Origin of the sequence: Escherichia sp. MOD1-EC6842 (genome assembly GCF_002965705.1) — a bacterium.
In the GTDB taxonomy this organism is placed as follows: Bacteria; Pseudomonadota; Gammaproteobacteria; order Enterobacterales; family Enterobacteriaceae; genus Escherichia; species Escherichia ruysiae.
Window position 1 is genome coordinate 128,445 of sequence record NZ_PTRF01000004.1, and the last position, 17,287, is coordinate 145,731.

The 17,287-nt window shown below is 51.6% G+C and carries 15 protein-coding genes and 1 pseudogene; 10 read left to right on the forward strand and 6 right to left on the reverse strand.

Features of this window, described 5'->3' with window-relative positions:
• Window positions 1–132 precede the first annotated feature (132 nt).
• On the forward strand, window positions 133–720 hold the full coding sequence (locus tag A7Z29_RS06440; RefSeq protein WP_000020073.1) for a Yip1 family protein: 588 nt from the start codon (window positions 133–135) through the stop codon (window positions 718–720).
• Between the two features lie 173 nt (window positions 721–893).
• Window positions 894–1,826: a D-alanyl-D-alanine endopeptidase gene (pbpG, locus tag A7Z29_RS06445; RefSeq protein ID WP_105289959.1), complete on the forward strand. Its 933-nt coding sequence runs from the start codon at window positions 894–896 to the stop codon at window positions 1,824–1,826.
• A 200-nt stretch (window positions 1,827–2,026) separates the two neighbouring features.
• Here pbpG and dld read toward each other — a convergent pair whose 3' ends face one another.
• Window positions 2,027–3,742 (reverse strand): D-lactate dehydrogenase, encoded by a 1,716-nt coding sequence (dld, locus tag A7Z29_RS06450; protein WP_105289960.1) that lies wholly within the window; start codon window positions 3,740–3,742, stop codon window positions 2,027–2,029.
• Between the two features lie 195 nt (window positions 3,743–3,937).
• On the opposite strand from dld, the gene bglX reads away from it, so the two are divergent.
• From bglX to yehW, 5 genes are all read left to right on the forward strand, one after another.
• A complete protein-coding gene (gene bglX / locus A7Z29_RS06455; protein ID WP_000871482.1) occupies window positions 3,938–6,235 on the forward strand; it encodes a beta-glucosidase BglX in 2,298 nt (765 codons plus the stop codon).
• Between the two features lie 148 nt (window positions 6,236–6,383).
• On the forward strand, window positions 6,384–7,301 hold the full coding sequence (osmF, locus tag A7Z29_RS06460; RefSeq protein ID WP_105289961.1) for a glycine betaine ABC transporter substrate-binding protein OsmF: 918 nt from the start codon (window positions 6,384–6,386) through the stop codon (window positions 7,299–7,301).
• Between the two features lie 6 nt (window positions 7,302–7,307).
• A complete protein-coding gene (gene yehY, locus A7Z29_RS06465; protein ID WP_105289962.1) occupies window positions 7,308–8,465 on the forward strand; it encodes a glycine betaine ABC transporter permease YehY in 1,158 nt (385 codons plus the stop codon).
• Entirely contained in the window at window positions 8,458–9,384 is a 927-nt protein-coding gene (gene yehX / locus A7Z29_RS06470) for a glycine betaine ABC transporter ATP binding protein YehX (protein WP_105289963.1), read from the forward strand. Before yehY ends, yehX begins: the two co-directional genes overlap by 8 nt.
• A 4-nt stretch (window positions 9,385–9,388) precedes the next feature.
• The gene (gene yehW / locus A7Z29_RS06475; protein ID WP_105289964.1) at window positions 9,389–10,120 is read left to right on the forward strand and encodes a glycine betaine ABC transporter permease YehW; all 732 of its coding nucleotides are present in this window, start codon (window positions 9,389–9,391) and stop codon (window positions 10,118–10,120) included.
• Here the strand turns inward: yehW and A7Z29_RS06480 are convergent.
• Window positions 10,101–10,208, reverse strand: coding sequence for a protein YohO (locus A7Z29_RS06480; RefSeq protein ID WP_001216965.1), 108 nt, complete (start codon window positions 10,206–10,208; stop codon window positions 10,101–10,103). The genes yehW and A7Z29_RS06480 overlap by 20 nt on opposite strands.
• A gap of 59 nt (window positions 10,209–10,267) precedes the next feature.
• Window positions 10,268–10,999: an HTH-type transcriptional regulator MlrA gene (mlrA, locus tag A7Z29_RS06485; RefSeq protein WP_001240389.1), complete on the reverse strand. Its 732-nt coding sequence runs from the start codon at window positions 10,997–10,999 to the stop codon at window positions 10,268–10,270.
• Window positions 11,000–11,220: 221 nt separating this feature from the next.
• Between mlrA and btsS the strand changes: the two genes are divergently transcribed.
• The 3 genes from btsS to A7Z29_RS06500 are packed head-to-tail and all read left to right on the forward strand — an operon-like array spanning window position 11,221 to window position 14,139.
• Window positions 11,221–12,906, forward strand: a complete 1,686-nt coding sequence (btsS, locus tag A7Z29_RS06490) for a two-component regulatory system sensor histidine kinase BtsS (RefSeq protein ID WP_010347186.1) — start codon at window positions 11,221–11,223, stop codon at window positions 12,904–12,906.
• Window positions 12,903–13,622, forward strand: coding sequence for a two-component system response regulator BtsR (btsR, locus tag A7Z29_RS06495; RefSeq protein WP_000598641.1), 720 nt, complete (start codon window positions 12,903–12,905; stop codon window positions 13,620–13,622). Before btsS ends, btsR begins: the two co-directional genes overlap by 4 nt.
• A gap of 46 nt (window positions 13,623–13,668) precedes the next feature.
• Window positions 13,669–14,139: a YehS family protein gene (locus A7Z29_RS06500; protein ID WP_010347183.1), complete on the forward strand. Its 471-nt coding sequence runs from the start codon at window positions 13,669–13,671 to the stop codon at window positions 14,137–14,139.
• A 42-nt stretch (window positions 14,140–14,181) separates the two neighbouring features.
• Here the strand turns inward: A7Z29_RS06500 and A7Z29_RS06505 are convergent, their stop codons facing one another.
• The 3 genes and pseudogenes from A7Z29_RS06505 to metG form a co-directional block, all read right to left on the reverse strand.
• A complete protein-coding gene (locus A7Z29_RS06505; RefSeq protein ID WP_010347181.1) occupies window positions 14,182–14,643 on the reverse strand; it encodes a YehR family lipoprotein in 462 nt (153 codons plus the stop codon).
• A 106-nt stretch (window positions 14,644–14,749) separates the two neighbouring features.
• Window positions 14,750–14,989 (reverse strand): annotated as a pseudogene (locus tag A7Z29_RS23645) (SWIM zinc finger family protein); the annotation flags it as partial.
• Window positions 14,990–15,162: 173 nt separating this feature from the next.
• Window positions 15,163–17,196, reverse strand: coding sequence for a methionine--tRNA ligase (gene metG, locus A7Z29_RS06515; protein ID WP_010347178.1), 2,034 nt, complete (start codon window positions 17,194–17,196; stop codon window positions 15,163–15,165).
• Window positions 17,197–17,287 lie beyond the last annotated feature (91 nt).

Here is a 17,287-nt window from a genome sequence, read left to right on the forward strand (position 1 = left end):
CACCCTGTGAATTGTTTGCGCAGAAAAAGGCGTTTCATTACGCGACGCAAATTTCACAACAGGGCAAAAAATAACCACAAGCTGACTTATACTTGAACTGTCAGGTTCAGCAACTCACAAAAAGGGGGCGGTATGAGCCATGTCTGGGGACTGTTTTCCCATCCCGATCGTGAAATGCAGGTGATTAATCGTGAAAACGAAACGATTTCTCATCACTACACCCACCACGTTTTGCTGATGGCGGCGATTCCGGTGATCTGTGCCTTCATTGGCACCACGCAAATTGGCTGGAATTTTGGCGATGGCACTATCCTGAAGTTATCCTGGTTTACCGGACTGGCGCTGGCTGTCCTGTTTTATGGCGTTATGCTGGCAGGGGTCGCGGTGATGGGGCGAGTCATCTGGTGGATGGCGCGCAAATATCCGCAACGTCCATCGCTTGCGCACTGTATGGTCTTTGCCGGATATGTCGCAACGCCGCTGTTTTTAAGCGGCCTGGTGGCGCTTTATCCGCTGGTTTGGCTGTGCGCGCTGGTCGGCACGGTGGCGCTGTTTTACACCGGCTATCTGCTTTATCTCGGTATTCCGAGCTTCCTGAATATCAACAAAGAGGAAGGTCTTAGTTTCTCCAGTTCGACGCTGGCGATTGGCGTACTGGTGCTGGAAGTGCTGCTCGCTATTACCGTTATTCTGTGGGGGTACGGTTATCGGCTGTTCTAGAAAGTTCTTTTGCGTTGCATTGCTGGCGTAAATGTCAGCAATGCAGCATTTCCTCACGATTCTCCTTTGACGATCGCACTTTTTGCTCGTTATGATGGCGTCGCTAGCCTCAGTAAATCCTTACTCCGGCGGTGCGCAACCCGTGCGCGTGAACCACTATCTGAATGCTCATCATGCCGAAATTTCGAGTTTCTTTATTTAGCCTGGCTCTAATGCTGGCTGTGCCTTTTGCACCGCAGGCCGTTGCGAAAACGACCGCCGCTACCACAGCTTCGCAGCCGGAAATCGCTTCCGGTAGTGCGATGATTGTTGATCTGAATACCAACAAAGTGATCTATTCGAACCACCCGGATCTGGTGCGTCCGATTGCGTCAATCACCAAATTAATGACCGCAATGGTGGTGCTTGACGCACGACTGCCGCTGGATGAAAAACTGAAAGTGGATATCAGCCAGACGCCAGAGATGAAAGGGGTCTATTCGCGCGTGCGACTGAACAGCGAAATCAGCCGTAAAGATATGCTGTTGTTGGCGCTGATGTCTTCGGAAAACCGCGCGGCGGCAAGCCTGGCGCACCATTATCCTGGTGGTTATAACGCTTTTATTAAAGTGATGAATGCGAAAGCGAAGTCGCTCGGAATGAACAACACGCGCTTTGTTGAACCGACCGGGTTGTCGGTGCATAACGTTTCGACGGCCCGTGACCTGACCAAATTGCTGATTGCCAGCAAACAATATCCGTTGATCGGTCAGTTGAGTACCACCCGTGAAGATATGGCGACCTTCTCTAATCCGACGTACACCCTGCCGTTCCGCAATACTAACCATCTGGTTTATCGCGATAACTGGAATATTCAGTTAACCAAAACCGGTTTTACCAATGCCGCAGGGCATTGCCTGGTGATGCGCACGGTTATCAATAATAAACCGGTGGCGCTGGTGGTGATGGATGCATTTGGCAAATATACCCATTTTGCCGATGCCAGCCGCCTGCGTACCTGGATTGAGACCGGTAAAGTGATGCCTGTTCCGGCTGCGGCGTTGAGCTATAAAAAACAAAAAGCCGCTCAGATGGCGGCGGCGGGGCAGACGGCACAGAACGATTAAGTTTGCTTGCCTGTAGGCAGGAGCAGGCGTTTACGCCGCATCCGGCATTCGGGCACGATGCCTGATGCGACGCTTGCGCATTTTATCAGGCCTACAAACGTGATGCGTCTGTAGGCCGCATCCGGCATTCGGTGCCTGTGCCTGATGCGATGCTGGCGCATCTTATCAGGCCTACATCTGCATCAGGCATCCGGCTATATTTACTCTGCTTCCTGCCAGTTTTTCCGCTTACTGGTTTTACCGATCCCCGGATTCATACTGTTGGTCGGATCGTTCTCGCGATAAAACTTCTGCAACGTCTCCGGTGCTTTATACAAATGACCGACGTTATGTTCGGCAGGGTATTGCGCGCCGCGCTGCTGTAGCAGTTCCAGCATCTGTTCTTTCAACGCATGCACATCCACGCCTTTTTTAACGATGTAATCCTGATGGAAGACATAGCACATAAAATGGCCGTAATAGAGCTTGTGCACCAGCTGGCTGTCGATCTCCGGCGGTAAATGTTCATACCACTCGGTGTCGTTACGCCGCAGAGCGATATCCAGCGCCAGAATGTCTTCGACTTCATCGGAATGCACCGCCTGATAACGAATTGCTGCGCCCGCAGCGGCGAAACGGTGTAAAAACGCTTTGCTGCCTTCCTCCGGCGTACAGACAAAGAAATCGCCCTCGGCCTGTTTGAAATAATCCACCAGCCACGATTTGGCTTCACCAACGCCATCGCCCGCCATTTTTAACAGCAGATGATGCTCGTATTTATCGCGCCAGTTTTTCATGCGCGGCGGTAAATGGCTGGGGAACAGGTGACCGAATTTTTGCATCGCACGGTCAGTAAAATGCGGACGGAAGAATTTCACTTTCTCCAGCATCGCATCGGTGCGTCCCTTGAGATTAAAGAAGAACGGCATCTTATCGGTGCCTAACTTATCAATCATCAGGAAGGTGTCTTTGCCATATTTTTCCGCGATATCGTAGATATCCCGATGCATATATTCCCCTGCAACCGGCAGATTTTCGAAATTAGCCAGAATATGGCGGCGGATTTCAGTCAGCACTTCCGGCTGATTGGTGCCTATATAAAACACCTGCTGATTTTTTTCTGCTTCGAAGGTATCAAGACGTACCGCGAATACTGCCAGTTTTCCGGCGCAACCGGAGGATTCAAACAGGCGATCCGGGTCGGCGTTATAACGTGCGGGTGTGTCGGCTTCAATATCCCTAACGCGGTGAACATAATCATAATCGTGGGCGTGACGACCATCGTGGCGAACATCATCTTCTTTGATACGATCGTCATCCAGCTTGCTGAGGATCTGCTCTGGTGTTTCGCCCAGATCAATCCCCAGATGGTTCACCAGCGTCAGTTTGCCGTCTTCATTTATGCGCGCGAATAACGACATTTCGGTATATGCCGGGCCACGCTGCACCAGCGAGCCGCCGGAGTTATTACAGATACCGCCGATGACCGATGCACCTATACACGACGAACCAATCACCGAGTGCGGTTCGCGACCCAGCGGTTTGAGAGCTTTTTCCAGCGAATAGAGCGTGGTGCCCGGATATGCCAGCACTTGTTCGCCCTTGCCGAGAACGTGCAGTTTGTCGAGACGCAGGGTGCTGATGATCACGATATCGCGATCATAGTCGTTACCGTTTGGCGTCGAGCCTTCGGTCAGACCGGTATTAGCGGCCTGCATCAGAATAATTTTGTCGGCGGTGACGCAGGCTTTCAGCACCCGCCACAATTCCAGTAGTGAGCCAGGGAAAACGACAGCCAGCGCGTCGCCCTGACCAGAACGGAAGCCCTTGCGATAGCGGGCCGTTTTTGCGGGATCGGTGAGCAGGTGTGAATGACCGACCAGACGGGCAAGTTCATTCAAAAAGGCTTTATTATCAGTTGTTGTCATGGAAGACATTTTCCACTCCTTGTGGTGGCGAAAAAATATCACAAACTAGAATAGCGCCTTGTATGACAATTCAGCGAGTGAATATTTTGAAAATTCAGACAATAAACTGAGCATTCTTTTTCTCTCTCCATCATGCTTATGGCAAACTACGGTTTTTGCACCATTTTCGCTGCCACGTCGGGCAACAAAGGAAGAAAAATCCACATGAAATGGCTATGTTCAGTAGGTATCGCGGTAAGTCTGGCCTTACAGCCAGCACTGGCGGATGATTTGTTCGGTAACCATCCATTAACGCCCGAAGCGCGGGATGCGTTCGTCACCGAACTGCTCAAAAAAATGACGGTTGATGAGAAGATTGGTCAACTGCGCTTAATCAGCGTCGGCCCGGATAACCCGAAAGAGGCGATCCGCGAGATGATCAAAGACGGGCAGGTTGGGGCGATTTTCAACACCGTAACCCGTCAGGATATCCGCGCCATGCAGGATCAGGTGATGGAATTAAGCCGCCTGAAAATTCCTCTCTTCTTTGCCTATGATGTGCTGCACGGTCAGCGCACTGTCTTCCCGATTAGCCTCGGCCTGGCCTCTTCTTTTAACCTCGATGCGGTGAAAACAGTAGGGCGCGTCTCTGCTTATGAAGCGGCAGATGATGGCCTGAATATGACCTGGGCGCCAATGGTCGATGTCTCGCGCGATCCGCGCTGGGGACGTGCTTCCGAAGGTTTTGGCGAAGATACGTATCTAACCTCAATCATGGGTAAAACCATGGTGGAAGCGATGCAGGGTAAAAGCCCGGCAGATCGCTACTCGGTGATGACCAGCGTCAAACACTTTGCTGCATACGGCGCGGTAGAAGGTGGTAAAGAGTACAACACCGTCGATATGAGCCCGCAGCGTCTGTTTAATGACTATATGCCGCCGTACAAAGCGGGGCTGGATGCAGGCAGCGGCGCGGTGATGGTGGCGTTGAACTCGCTGAACGGCACGCCAGCCACCTCCGATTCCTGGCTGCTGAAAGATGTGCTGCGCGATCAGTGGGGCTTTAAAGGCATCACCGTTTCCGATCATGGCGCAATCAAAGAACTGATTAAACACGGTACGGCGGCAGATCCGGAAGATGCGGTGCGCGTGGCGCTGAAATCCGGGATCAACATGAGCATGAGCGACGAGTATTACTCGAAGTATCTGCCTGGGTTGATCAAATCCGGCAAAGTGACGATGGCAGAGCTGGACGATGCCGCGCGTCACGTACTGAACGTCAAATATGATATGGGGCTGTTTAACGACCCATACAGCCATTTGGGGCCGAAAGAGTCTGACCCGGTGGATACCAATGCCGAAAGCCGCCTGCACCGTAAAGAAGCGCGTGAAGTGGCGCGTGAAAGCCTGGTGTTGCTGAAAAACCGTCTCGAAACGTTACCGCTGAAAAAATCGGCCACCATTGCGGTGGTTGGGCCACTGGCGGACAGTAAACGTGACGTGATGGGCAGCTGGTCCGCAGCCGGTGTTGCCGATCAATCCGTGACCGTACTGACCGGGATTAAAAATGCCGTCGGTGAAAACGGTAAAGTGCTGTATGCCAAAGGGGCGAACGTTACCAGTGACAAAGGCATTATCGATTTCCTGAATCAGTATGAAGAAGCGGTCAAAGTCGATCCGCGCTCGCCGCAAGAGATGATTGATGAAGCGGTGCAAACCGCGAAACAATCTGATGTGGTGGTGGCTGTGGTCGGTGAAGCTCAGGGGATGGCGCACGAAGCCTCCAGCCGTACCGATATCACCATCCCGCAAAGTCAGCGTGATTTGATTGCGGCGCTGAAAGCCACCGGTAAACCGCTGGTGCTGGTGCTGATGAACGGTCGTCCGCTGGCGCTGGTGAAAGAAGATCAGCAGGCCGACGCGATTCTGGAAACCTGGTTTGCGGGTACGGAAGGGGGGAATGCGATTGCCGATGTATTGTTTGGCGATTACAACCCGTCCGGCAAGCTGCCGATGTCCTTCCCGCGTTCTGTCGGGCAGATCCCTGTGTACTACAGCCATCTGAATACCGGTCGCCCGTATAATGCCGACAAGCCGAACAAATACACTTCGCGTTATTTTGATGAAGCTAACGGGGCGCTGTACCCGTTCGGTTATGGTCTGAGCTATACCACGTTCACCGTCTCTGATGTGAAACTCTCTGCCCCGACCATGAAGCGTGACGGCAAAGTGACCGCCAGCGTGCAGGTGACGAATACCGGCAAACGCGAAGGGGCGACGGTGGTTCAGATGTATTTGCAGGATGTGACCGCTTCTATGAGCCGTCCGGTGAAGCAGTTGAAAGGTTTTGAGAAAATCACCCTCAAACCGGGCGAAACTCAGACCGTCAGCTTCCCGATCGATATCGAGGCGCTGAAGTTCTGGAATCAACAGATGAAATATGACGCCGAGCCTGGCAAGTTCAATGTCTTTATCGGCACTGATTCCGCACGCGTTAAGAAAGGCGAGTTTGAGTTGCTGTAATGCTTTAGTAAGGGCGCGACGTTTGCGCCCTTTAAGTATTTATCTGATTCTGCAACTGAATCCGTCCGCTCAGGCTAACTCCGCCATTATCAACTATGCTTTTCTCTTAATTCGCTGAAAACAACAGTAAAAGAATGAGGAAAGCATCATGCCACTCTCAAAGGTCTGGGCAGGTTCACTGGTTTTGTTGGCAGCCGTGAGCCTGCCGCTGCACGCGGCTTCCCCCGTTAAAGTCGGTTCAAAAATCGATACCGAAGGCGCGCTACTCGGCAACATCATCTTGCAGGTACTCGAAAGCCACGGCGTACCGACGGTCAATAAAGTGCAACTCGGAACGACTCCTGTGGTGCGCGGGGCGATTACTTCTGGCGAGCTGGATATCTATCCGGAATATACCGGCAATGGCGCTTTCTTCTTTAAAGATGAAAACGATGCAGCGTGGAAAAATGCCGGACAGGGCTACGAGAAAGTCAAAAAACTCGATGCAGAGCAAAACAAGTTAATCTGGCTGACGCCCGCACCTGCGAATAACACCTGGGCCATCGCCGTGCGTCAGGATGTGGCAGAGAAAAACAAACTCACTTCGCTTGCCGATCTCAGTCGTTATTTGAAAGAGGGGGGCAACTTCAAACTGGCGGCCTCCGCAGAGTTTATTGAACGCGCCGATGCGTTACCCGCTTTTGAAAAAGCTTACGACTTTAAACTCGATCAGGATCAGTTACTGTCACTTGCAGGCGGCGACACGGCGGTGACCATTAAAGCCGCTGCCCAACAAACATCCGGCGTTAATGCGGCGATGGCTTACGGCACTGACGGCCCGGTAGCGGCGCTGGGACTGCAAACCTTAAGCGATCCGCAAGGCGTGCAACCTATCTACGCGCCTGCACCAGTGGTGCGTGAATCGGTGTTGAAGGAGTATCCACAAATGGCACAGTGGTTACAGCCTGTTTTCGCCAGCCTCGATGAAAAGACGTTACAGCAACTGAATGCCAGCATTGCCGTTGAAGGACTGGATGCCAAAAAAGTGGCTGCCGACTACCTGAAACAAAAAGGGTGGACGAAGTAATTTCTCGTGACTTATCTACGTATTAATCCTGTTCTGGCGCTGCTGCTGTTGCTGACGGCAATCGCAGCGGCGCTGCCGTTTATCAGTTACGCGCCTAATCGTTTAGTCTCGGGTGAAGGGCGTCATCTCTGGCAACTGTGGCCGCAAACGATCTGGATGCTGGTGGGCGTTGGTTGCGCCTGGCTGACAGCCTGTTTTATTCCCGCTAAAAAAGGCAGCATTTTTACACTCATTCTGGCGCAATTCGTCTTCGTATTGCTGGTGTGGGGAGCTGGAAAGGCGGCGACACAACTGGCGCAAAATGGCAGTGCGCTGGCGCGTACCAGCCTCGGCAGTGGTTTCTGGTTGGCTGTGGCGCTGGCATTGCTGGCCTGTAGTGATGCCATCCGCCGAATCTCCACGCATCCGCTGTGGCGCTGGTTGTTGCATATGCAGATTGCCATCATTCCGCTGTGGTTGCTGTACTCCGGCGCGCTTAACGATCTCTCGCTAATGAAAGAATACGCCAACCGTCAGGATGTGTTTGATGACGCGCTGGCACAGCATCTGACGTTGCTGTTTGGTGCGGTGCTGCCTGCGTTAGTGATTGGTGTGCCGTTGGGCATCTGGTGCTACTTTTCCACTGCGCGGCAGGGGGCGATTTTTTCTCTGCTCAATGTCATTCAGACCGTGCCTTCGGTGGCGCTCTTTGGTTTGCTGATTGCTCCGCTTGCCGGACTGGTGACTGCCTTTCCGTGGCTGGGGACGCTCGGCATAGCAGGAACCGGAATGACACCCGCACTGATTGCGCTGGTGCTCTACGCGTTACTGCCGTTAGTGCGCGGCGTGGTAGTGGGCTTGAATCAGATCCCGCGCGACGTGCAGGAGAGCGCCACAGCGATGGGCATGAGCGGGACGCAGCGTTTTTGGTATGTGCAGTTACCGCTGGCGTTACCGGTATTTCTGCGCAGCCTGCGGGTGGTGATGGTGCAAACTGTAGGTATGGCGGTGATTGCGGCGTTAATCGGCGCAGGCGGTTTTGGTGCGCTGGTTTTCCAGGGGCTGCTAAGCAGCGCCATTGATTTAGTGTTGCTCGGGGTGATCCCGGTAATTGTTCTGGCGGTGCTTACCGATGCGCTGTTCGATTTGCTTATCGCACTGCTGAAGGTGAAACGTAATGATTGAATTTAGCCATGTCAGCAAACTGTTCGGCGCACAAAAAGCCGTTAACGAGCTCAATCTCAATTTTCAGGAAGGGAGTTTTTCGGTGCTGATTGGCACATCTGGCTCCGGCAAATCCACCACCCTGAAAATGATTAATCGCCTGGTGGAGCATGACAGCGGAGTGATCCGCTTTGCCGGAGAAGAAATTCGCTCGCTGCCAGTGCTGGAGTTGCGGCGCCGGATGGGATACGCCATCCAGTCGATAGGTTTATTTCCCCACTGGAGCGTGGCGCAAAACATCGCCACCGTGCCGCAATTACAAAAATGGTCGCGGGCGCGGATCGACGATCGTATCGACGAATTAATGGCGCTGTTGGGGCTGGAGGCGAATTTACGCGAGCGTTATCCACATCAACTTTCTGGTGGTCAGCAGCAGCGAGTCGGCGTTGCTCGTGCGCTGGCTGCCGATCCGCAAGTTTTGCTGATGGATGAACCGTTTGGCGCGCTGGATCCGGTGACGCGCGGCGCGTTGCAACAAGAGATGACGCGCATTCACCGTTTGCTGGGGCGTACCATTGTGCTGGTCACTCATGATATTGATGAGGCGCTACGGCTGGCAGAACATCTGGTGTTAATGGATCATGGTGAAGTGGTGCAGCAGGGCAATCCGCTGACGATGCTTACTCGCCCGGAAAATGATTTTGTGCGCCAGTTTTTTGGGCATAGTGAACTGGGTGTGCGCCTGCTTTCGTTACGTAGTGTGACTGATTATGTGCGCCGCAACGAACGCGCTGAAGGTGAGGCGCTGGCAGAAGATATGACGCTACGTGATGCGCTCTCATTGTTTGTCGCTCGTGGTTGTGAAGTGTTGCCGGTGGTTGACGATCAAGGTAAACCTTGCGGCACATTACATTTTCAGGATCTGCTGGTGGAGGCGTAATCGTATGAAAATAATGCGCGATCCGCTGTTCTGGCTTATTGCTCTGTTTGTGGGGCTGATTTTCTGGCTACCCTATAGCCAGCCGTTGTTTGGTACTTTATTTCCACAATTACCTCGGCCTGTTTATCAGCAGGAAAGTTTTGCTGCCCTGGCGCTGGCTCATTTCTGGCTAGTGGGGATCTCAAGTTTGTTTGCCGTGATCATTGGTACTGGTGCCGGAATTGCTGTCACTCGCCCGTGGGGCGCGGAGTTTCGCCCGATGGTCGAAACCATTGCCGCCGTTGGGCAGACTTTTCCGCCCGTAGCTGTGCTGGCGATTGCTGTTCCGGTGATGGGGTTTGGTCAGCAACCGGCGATTATTGCTTTGATCCTTTACGGCGTATTACCGATCTTACAGGCGACACTTGCCGGACTGGGAGCGATTGATGCCAGCGTGACAGACGTTGCCAAAGGGATGGGAATGAGCCGGAGTCAGCGATTGCGTAAAGTGGAGTTACCGCTGGCAGCGCCAGTGATTCTGGCTGGCGTGCGGACTTCAGTGATTATCAATATTGGTACGGCGACCATTGCCTCAACGGTAGGAGCCAGCACGCTGGGTACGCCCATCATCATCGGACTTAGCGGATTTAACACTGCTTATGTGATTCAGGGGGCGTTGCTGGTGGCACTGGCGGCGATCATCGTAGACCGCCTGTTTGAACGGTTGGTGCAGCTACTCAGCCAGCACGCAAAATAAAGGTATAACCTGCGAGCATGACGCCACCGATACCGCCTAACGCCATCAACAGGAACAGGGTGATAACCCCAATTTTCGCTATGCGCATAATGCACTCCTTATGTTAACGAAAGGATTGTACAGTAAAGCGCATTTGTTAACGAATCATTAAATGCCGAGTGGGAAAATATCATGGCCTTGTTCCTGCCAGTTGGTGAGCTGCTGCTGCTGGGCGGGAGACTGGTTTTCACCGCACCACACCAATAGCGTGCGGCCTTCAAACAGTTCCGGGCGGAGCTGGTTGAGGGAATGGGCGAGGACATCAATGCGCCATCCTTGCTGGCTGGCAATCCAACCCTCCAGCCACAGCCGCGTGGTATCCTGAATATTCCAGCCAACCACCAGCGCATCTTTACCCTGTTTTTTACGTGCCGAAGCCAGACAAATGGCGATGTAGTTGATCAGTACACCGTCGAGGATCGCCAGTAACGCCTGGAGAGTTGGTTGCTGACACTGAAGACGTCGGCGCAGAGGAATGAACAGATGTGTGGTGAGCGTCTGGGCGGGGTAATCCTGACCACGTTCTTTGATCCACATTCGCAGACTTTGTAGATTGCCACTTTGCAGGTAATTAAGCAGAGTTTCTTGCTGATCGCGCCAGCCGTTTTGCACATCAACATTCTCATTACTGAGTAGCATTTTAACTTTGCTGACCTGCACACCGTTATCGATCCAGCGTTTGATCTCGCGGATCCGGTCGATATCGGCATCGTTGAACAGGCGATGACCGCCGTCTGTGCGCTGCGGTTTCAACAATCCGTAACGCCTCTGCCACGCGCGTAACGTGACAGGATTGATATCACAAAGCAACGCCACTTCACCAATTGTGTAAAGCGCCATCCTCTCACCCTTGCTCGCGAGGTCCCGGTTTAACTTTAGACGCAGATTTGCGAACCAGGTAGTTTTGTCCGTTTTTAGTTCATCGTTAGGGTGATTTTATTTTTGCCAGGTGATTTTGAGTGATCGTACTCACGAATTCTCATTTTTCTGCAAGAGTTCAAAGAAAGTTAAACGCAGGCAATGTATGTTACGCGTTTTAAAGGGAAGTGTGGTTTGCGGGTATGTACGATTTTAATCTGGTGTTGCTGCTGCTTCAGCAGATGTGCGTTTTTTTAGTCATTGCGTGGTTAATGAGTAAAACGCCATTATTCATACCATTAATGCAGGTCACGGTTCGTCTGCCGCATAAATTTCTCTGCTACATCGTCTTTTCCATTTTCTGCATTATGGGCACCTGGTTCGGGTTGCACATCGACGATTCGATTGCTAATACGCGGGCGATTGGCGCGGTGATGGGCGGCTTACTCGGCGGTCCGGTCGTTGGAGGACTGGTTGGTTTGACCGGCGGGTTACATCGATACTCAATGGGGGGCATGACTGCGCTAAGCTGCATGATTTCGACCATCGTCGAAGGATTGCTCGGCGGCCTGGTACACAGCATCCTGATCCGTCGCGGGCGCACTGATAAAGTCTTTAACCCCATTACCGCCGGTGCAGTCACGTTCGTCGCTGAAATGGTGCAAATGTTGATCATCCTGGCGATTGCCCGACCTTATGAAGATGCGGTGCGTCTGGTGAGTAATATTGCTGCGCCAATGATGGTCACCAATACCGTCGGCGCGGCGCTGTTTATGCGTATATTGCTGGATAAACGCGCGATGTTTGAAAAATACACTTCGGCTTTTTCTGCCACCGCGCTGAAAGTCGCGGCCTCGACGGAAGGCATTTTGCGCCAGGGTTTTAACGAAGTGAACAGCATGAAAGTGGCACAGGTGCTGTATCAGGAGCTGGATATTGGTGCAGTCGCGATTACCGATCGAGAGAAATTGCTGGCCTTTACCGGAATTGGTGACGATCACCATTTACCCGGCAAACCGATTTCTTCGACTTACACCTTAAAAGCGATTGAAACCGGTGAAGTGGTCTACGCTGATGGCAACGAAGTGCCTTACCGTTGCTCTTTGCATCCGCAATGCAAACTGGGTTCGACGCTGGTAATTCCGTTGCGTGGTGAGAATCAGCGGGTGATGGGCACCATCAAATTGTATGAAGCGAAAAACCGTTTGTTCAGCTCAATCAACCGCACGCTGGGGGAAGGGATTGCGCAATTGCTTTCGGCGCAGATCCTCGCCGGGCAATATGAGCGGCAAAAAGCGATGCTCACGCAGTCAGAAATTAAACTGCTTCACGCCCAGGTGAATCCCCATTTCCTGTTCAATGCGCTTAACACCATTAAAGCCGTTATCCGCCGCGACAGCGAACAGGCCAGCCAACTGGTGCAGTATCTTTCCACTTTTTTCCGCAAAAACTTAAAGCGGCCTTCGGAGTTTGTTACTCTCGCCGACGAAATTGAACACGTGAATGCTTATCTGCAAATTGAAAAGGCGCGTTTCCAGTCACGGTTGCAGGTCAACATTGCTATTCCGGAGGAATTATCCCGGCAGCAGTTGCCCGCGTTTACCCTGCAACCAATAGTGGAAAACGCTATTAAACATGGAACCTCACAACTGCTGGATACAGGGCGAGTGGCAATTAGCGCAAGGCGTGAAGGGCAACATTTGATGCTGGAGATCGAAGACAATGCCGGTTTGTATCAACCGGCAACCAATGCCAGTGGGCTGGGGATGAATCTGGTGGATAAGCGTTTACGTGAGCGGTTTGGCGATGACTATGGGATAAGCGTCGCCTGTGAGCCTGATAGTTACACCCGAATAACGTTACGACTGCCATGGAGGGACGAGGCATGATTAAAGTCTTAATTGTCGATGATGAACCGTTAGCACGGGAAAACCTGCGCGTATTTTTGCAGGAGCAGAGCGATATTGAAATTGTCGGCGAGTGCTCAAACGCCGTGGAAGGGATTGGCGCGGTGCATAAACTGCGCCCGGATGTGCTGTTTCTCGACATTCAGATGCCACGCATCAGCGGTCTGGAAATGGTGGGGATGCTCGACCCGGAACATCGTCCGTATATCGTTTTTCTCACCGCGTTTGACGAATACGCCATTAAAGCCTTTGAAGAACATGCCTTTGATTATCTGCTGAAGCCGATTGATGAAGCGCGGCTGGAGAAAACGCTGGCTCGTCTGCGTCAGGAGCGGAGCAAGCAGGATGTTTCGCTGTTACCGGAAAATCAGCAGGCGCTGAAATTTATTCCTTGTACGGGGCACAGTCGGATTTATTTACTGCAAATGAAAGATGTAGCGTTTGTCAGCAGTAGGATGAGCGGTGTTTACGTCACCAGTCACGAAGGGAAAGAGGGCTTTACTGAACTGACATTACGCACCCTGGAGAGTCGTACACCACTACTACGCTGCCATCGTCAGTATCTGGTTAACCTCGCGCATTTGCAGGAGATTCGCCTGGAAGATAATGGTCAGGCCGAGTTGATTTTGCGTAATGGCTTAACCGTGCCGGTCAGCCGCCGTTATCTGAAAAGCTTAAAAGAGGCGATTGGCCTGTAAAAGACTGCTAAAATGGCTTTTTGCCTCATCAACACCTGAAGGCCTCATGCTAAGTAATGATATTCTGCGCAGCGTGCGCTACATTTTAAAAGCCAATAATAACGACCTGGTGCGCATTCTGGCGCTGGGCAATGTCGAAACCACTGCCGAACAGATTGCCATCTGGTTGCGTAAAGAAGATGAAGAAGGTTTTCAACGTTGTCCGGACATTATTTTGTCCTCATTCCTGAATGGTCTGATTTACGAAAAACGCGGCAGGGATGAGTCTGCACCGGCACTGGAGCCGGAACGTCGTATTAATAACAATATTGTGCTGAAAAAATTGCGCATCGCGTTTTCACTGAAAACCGATGACATCCTGGCGATCCTCACCGAACAGCAGTTCCGCGTTTCTATGCCGGAAATTACTGCGATGATGCGCGCACCGGATCATAAAAACTTCCGCGAATGCGGCGATCAATTCTTGCGTTATTTTCTGCGTGGACTGGCTGCGCGCCAGCATGTGAAGAAAAACTAAGACCGGTCTGGAGGCCATGCAGAGAGCATGGCCTCCGGCAGATTATTTCACTTCTTTAAAGCCAGCGGCTTTCATCACCAGTTCCATTTGCGCCATAGTGATACCTTTTTTGGCATCGTCAGCAGAAATGTTAATGCCGGAAATACCCTGCAGGGCTTTAAAATCAACTTTTTCCATATCGATAGTCACGTTTTCCTGCGCGTAAGTATCAGTAAAGGTTAGTTTTTCTTCAACGCCAGCAATGTTTTTATATTTTGCACTTAACGGCTCAAGCTTTTTAGCCGCCTCTTCTTTGTTAGCTGCACCGATGGTTGCAAACTGAATTTTGGTTTCTGAAGATTGCTTAAGCACCTTGTCGCCTTTGTAGACATAGGTAATGGCAATTTCAGTACCGTTCAGATTGGCACTAAATTTCTTTGATTCTTCTTTGTCACCACAGCCAGCGAGAGAGAAAACCAGAACAGATGCAACAACGAGGGAAAACAGCTTGTTGAAAGCCTTCATGTAAAACTCCATTTTATCAAGATCAGAAAACTGGTGACTCTCACCAGGGCGCTATAGAATATTCTTTATACCTCGTCTTGAGCAGTCCGGAAATGGAGTAGATCTCTTAATAAAAAGCATTTTTTCCTCCTTGTTGCTCAAGCATCAGTAACAACTGTTCGCAGAGTAAAACACAATTATTCAATACTTCTGCCAGTGTCTCGCTTTCCGAATTGCGTAATTGCTTCAACACATGCGCCAGCCGATAAAAACCGATTACGGTGAGTTCGTTCGCCAGCAAATCAGCCTGACTAATGGCGCTCTGTTCCTGATAGCGTCAACCGTTATGGAGCAGTTGAATAATTATGTGATTTCTCGTCCTGATAGATAAAGTGTCTCATTCTGCATCCCTGTAATTTTATCCAGTTTAATACAGATGCTAACAGCATTTGCGCAGGTTACAGAGCGACAAAAAGGCGAGAAAACAACTTTAGGAATTTATAAAGAAAAGGCGCTGTTGATGCAGCGCCTTGAAGGGAGTTATTTCACTTGATGACCAGGTTTAGCACCGGCATCTGGGCTTAACAGGAAGATATCTTTCCCGCCAGGACCGGCAGCCATCACCATGCCTTCGGAGATACCGAAGCGCATTTTACGTGGTGCCAGGTTAGCCACCATAATGGTGTGACGACCAATCAGTGCCTGCGGATCCGGGTAAGCAGAACGAATGCCGGAGAAGACATTGCGTTTTTCGCCACCCAGATCCAGCGTCAGGCGCAGCAGCTTGTCAGAACCCTCAACAAACTCTGCGTTTTCAATCAGCGCCACGCGCAGGTCAACTTTGGCGAAGTCGTCAAAGGTGATGGTTTCCTGAATCGGATCATCAGCCAGCGGGCCAGTAACTGGCGCGGCAGTTGCTTTCACTTCTTCTTTGGATGCTTCCACCAGTGCTTCCACCTGTTTCATATCGATACGGTTATACAGTGCCTTGAACGGATTCACTTTATGGCCCAGCAGCGGTTGCTGAATACCATCCCAGGTCAGTTCCGTATTGAGGAATGCTTCCGCACGTTCAGTCAGTTTCGGCAGTACCGGCTTCAGGTAAGTCATCAGCACGCGGAACAGGTTTATGCCCATTGAGCAAATCGCTTGCAGGTCAGCATCGCGGCCTTCCTGTTTCGCCACCACCCACGGAGCCTGCTCGTCAACATAGCGGTTAGCCAGGTCAGCCAGCGCCATGATTTCGCGCACAGCTTTACCAAATTCGCGGCTTTCCCACGCTTCGCCAATAACTTCAGCGGCATCGGTAAAGGTTTTGTACAGTTCAGGGTCAGCCAGTTCGCTTGCCAACACGCCGTCAAAACGCTTGTTGATAAAGCCCGCGTTACGGGAGGCCAGGTTAACCACTTTGTTGACGATATCGGCATTCACGCGCTGAACGAAATCTTCCAGATTCAGGTCGATATCATCAATACGTGAAGAGAGTTTCGCAGTGTAGTAGTAACGCAGGCTGTCAGCGTCAAAATGATTCAGCCAGGTGCTGGCCTTAATAAAGGTGCCACGAGACTTGGACATCTTCGCGCCGTTCACCGTCACATAGCCGTGAACAAACAGGTTGGTCGGCTTGCGGAAGTTGCTGCCTTCCAGCATGGCAGGCCAGAACAGGCTGTGGAAGTAAACAATATCTTTACCGATGAAGTGGTACAGCTCGGCGACGGAATCTTTCTTCCAGTATTCATCGAAGCTTACGGTATCGCCGCGCTTGTCGCACAGATTCTTGAAGGAACCCATGTAACCAATCGGCGCGTCCAGCCAGACGTAGAAGTATTTGCCTGGTGCGTTCGGAATTTCAAAACCGAAGTAAGGCGCATCGCGGGAGATATCCCACTGTTGCAGGCCGGATTCAAACCACTCCTGCATTTTGTTTGCCACCTGCTCCTGCAACGCGCCGCTGCGGGTCCATGCCTGCAACATTTCGCTGAAAGAGGGCAGATCAAAGAAGAAGTGTTCGGAATCACGCATCACCGGCGTAGCACCAGAAACCACAGATTTCGGCTCGATCAGTTCAGTCGGGCTGTAGGTCGCGCCGCAGACTTCACAGTTATCGCCGTATTGATCTGGCGCTTTACATTTCGGGCAGGTGCCTTTCACAAAACGATCCGGCAGGAACATACCTTTTTCCGGGTCGTACAACTGAGAGATGGTGCGGTTTTTAATAAAACCGTTCTCTTTCAGGCGAGTATAGATAAGCTCAGACAACTGACGGTTCTCTTCGCTGTGCGTCGAGTGATAGTTGTCGTAGCTGATATTAAAGCCTGCGAAATCAGTCTGATGCTCCTGACTCATTTCGCCAATCATCTGCTCCGGGGTAATACCAAGCTGCTGGGCTTTCAGCATGATCGGCGTACCGTGGGCATCGTCGGCGCAGATGAAGTTGACCTCGTGGCCGCGCATTCGCTGGTAACGGACCCAGACATCAGCCTGGATGTGCTCCAGCATATGGCCGAGGTGGATAGAGCCGTTAGCGTACGGCAGTGCGCACGTCACCAGAATTTTCTTCGCGACTTGAGTCATAGTAGGCATTACTTCTTAGTAGTGAAAAGGGGTTAGATAGTACCAAATGGGAAAATGTTAAGTAAGTACTTATCTATTTTCTTCAGGTAAA

Excerpts from the sequence above, each read along its gene's own strand:
- mlrA (WP_001240389.1), bottom strand. The coding sequence starts at position 10,999 with ATGGCGCTTTACACAATTGGTGAAGTGGCGTTGCTTTGTGATATCAAT.
- A7Z29_RS06505 (WP_010347181.1), bottom strand. The coding sequence starts at position 14,643 with ATGAAGGCTTTCAACAAGCTGTTTTCCCTCGTTGTTGCATCTGTTCTG.
- bglX (WP_000871482.1), top strand. The coding sequence starts at position 3,938 with ATGAAATGGCTATGTTCAGTAGGTATCGCGGTAAGTCTGGCCTTACAG.
- yehW (WP_105289964.1), top strand. The coding sequence starts at position 9,389 with ATGAAAATAATGCGCGATCCGCTGTTCTGGCTTATTGCTCTGTTTGTG.
- btsS (WP_010347186.1), top strand. The coding sequence starts at position 11,221 with ATGTACGATTTTAATCTGGTGTTGCTGCTGCTTCAGCAGATGTGCGTT.
- btsR (WP_000598641.1), top strand. The coding sequence starts at position 12,903 with ATGATTAAAGTCTTAATTGTCGATGATGAACCGTTAGCACGGGAAAAC.
- yehX (WP_105289963.1), top strand. The coding sequence starts at position 8,458 with ATGATTGAATTTAGCCATGTCAGCAAACTGTTCGGCGCACAAAAAGCC.
- osmF (WP_105289961.1), top strand. The coding sequence starts at position 6,384 with ATGCCACTCTCAAAGGTCTGGGCAGGTTCACTGGTTTTGTTGGCAGCC.
- metG (WP_010347178.1), bottom strand. The coding sequence starts at position 17,196 with ATGACTCAAGTCGCGAAGAAAATTCTGGTGACGTGCGCACTGCCGTAC.
- A7Z29_RS06440 (WP_000020073.1), top strand. The coding sequence starts at position 133 with ATGAGCCATGTCTGGGGACTGTTTTCCCATCCCGATCGTGAAATGCAG.
- dld (WP_105289960.1), bottom strand. The coding sequence starts at position 3,742 with ATGTCTTCCATGACAACAACTGATAATAAAGCCTTTTTGAATGAACTT.
- A7Z29_RS06480 (WP_001216965.1), bottom strand. The coding sequence starts at position 10,208 with ATGCGCATAGCGAAAATTGGGGTTATCACCCTGTTCCTGTTGATGGCG.
- pbpG (WP_105289959.1), top strand. The coding sequence starts at position 894 with ATGCCGAAATTTCGAGTTTCTTTATTTAGCCTGGCTCTAATGCTGGCT.
- A7Z29_RS06500 (WP_010347183.1), top strand. The coding sequence starts at position 13,669 with ATGCTAAGTAATGATATTCTGCGCAGCGTGCGCTACATTTTAAAAGCC.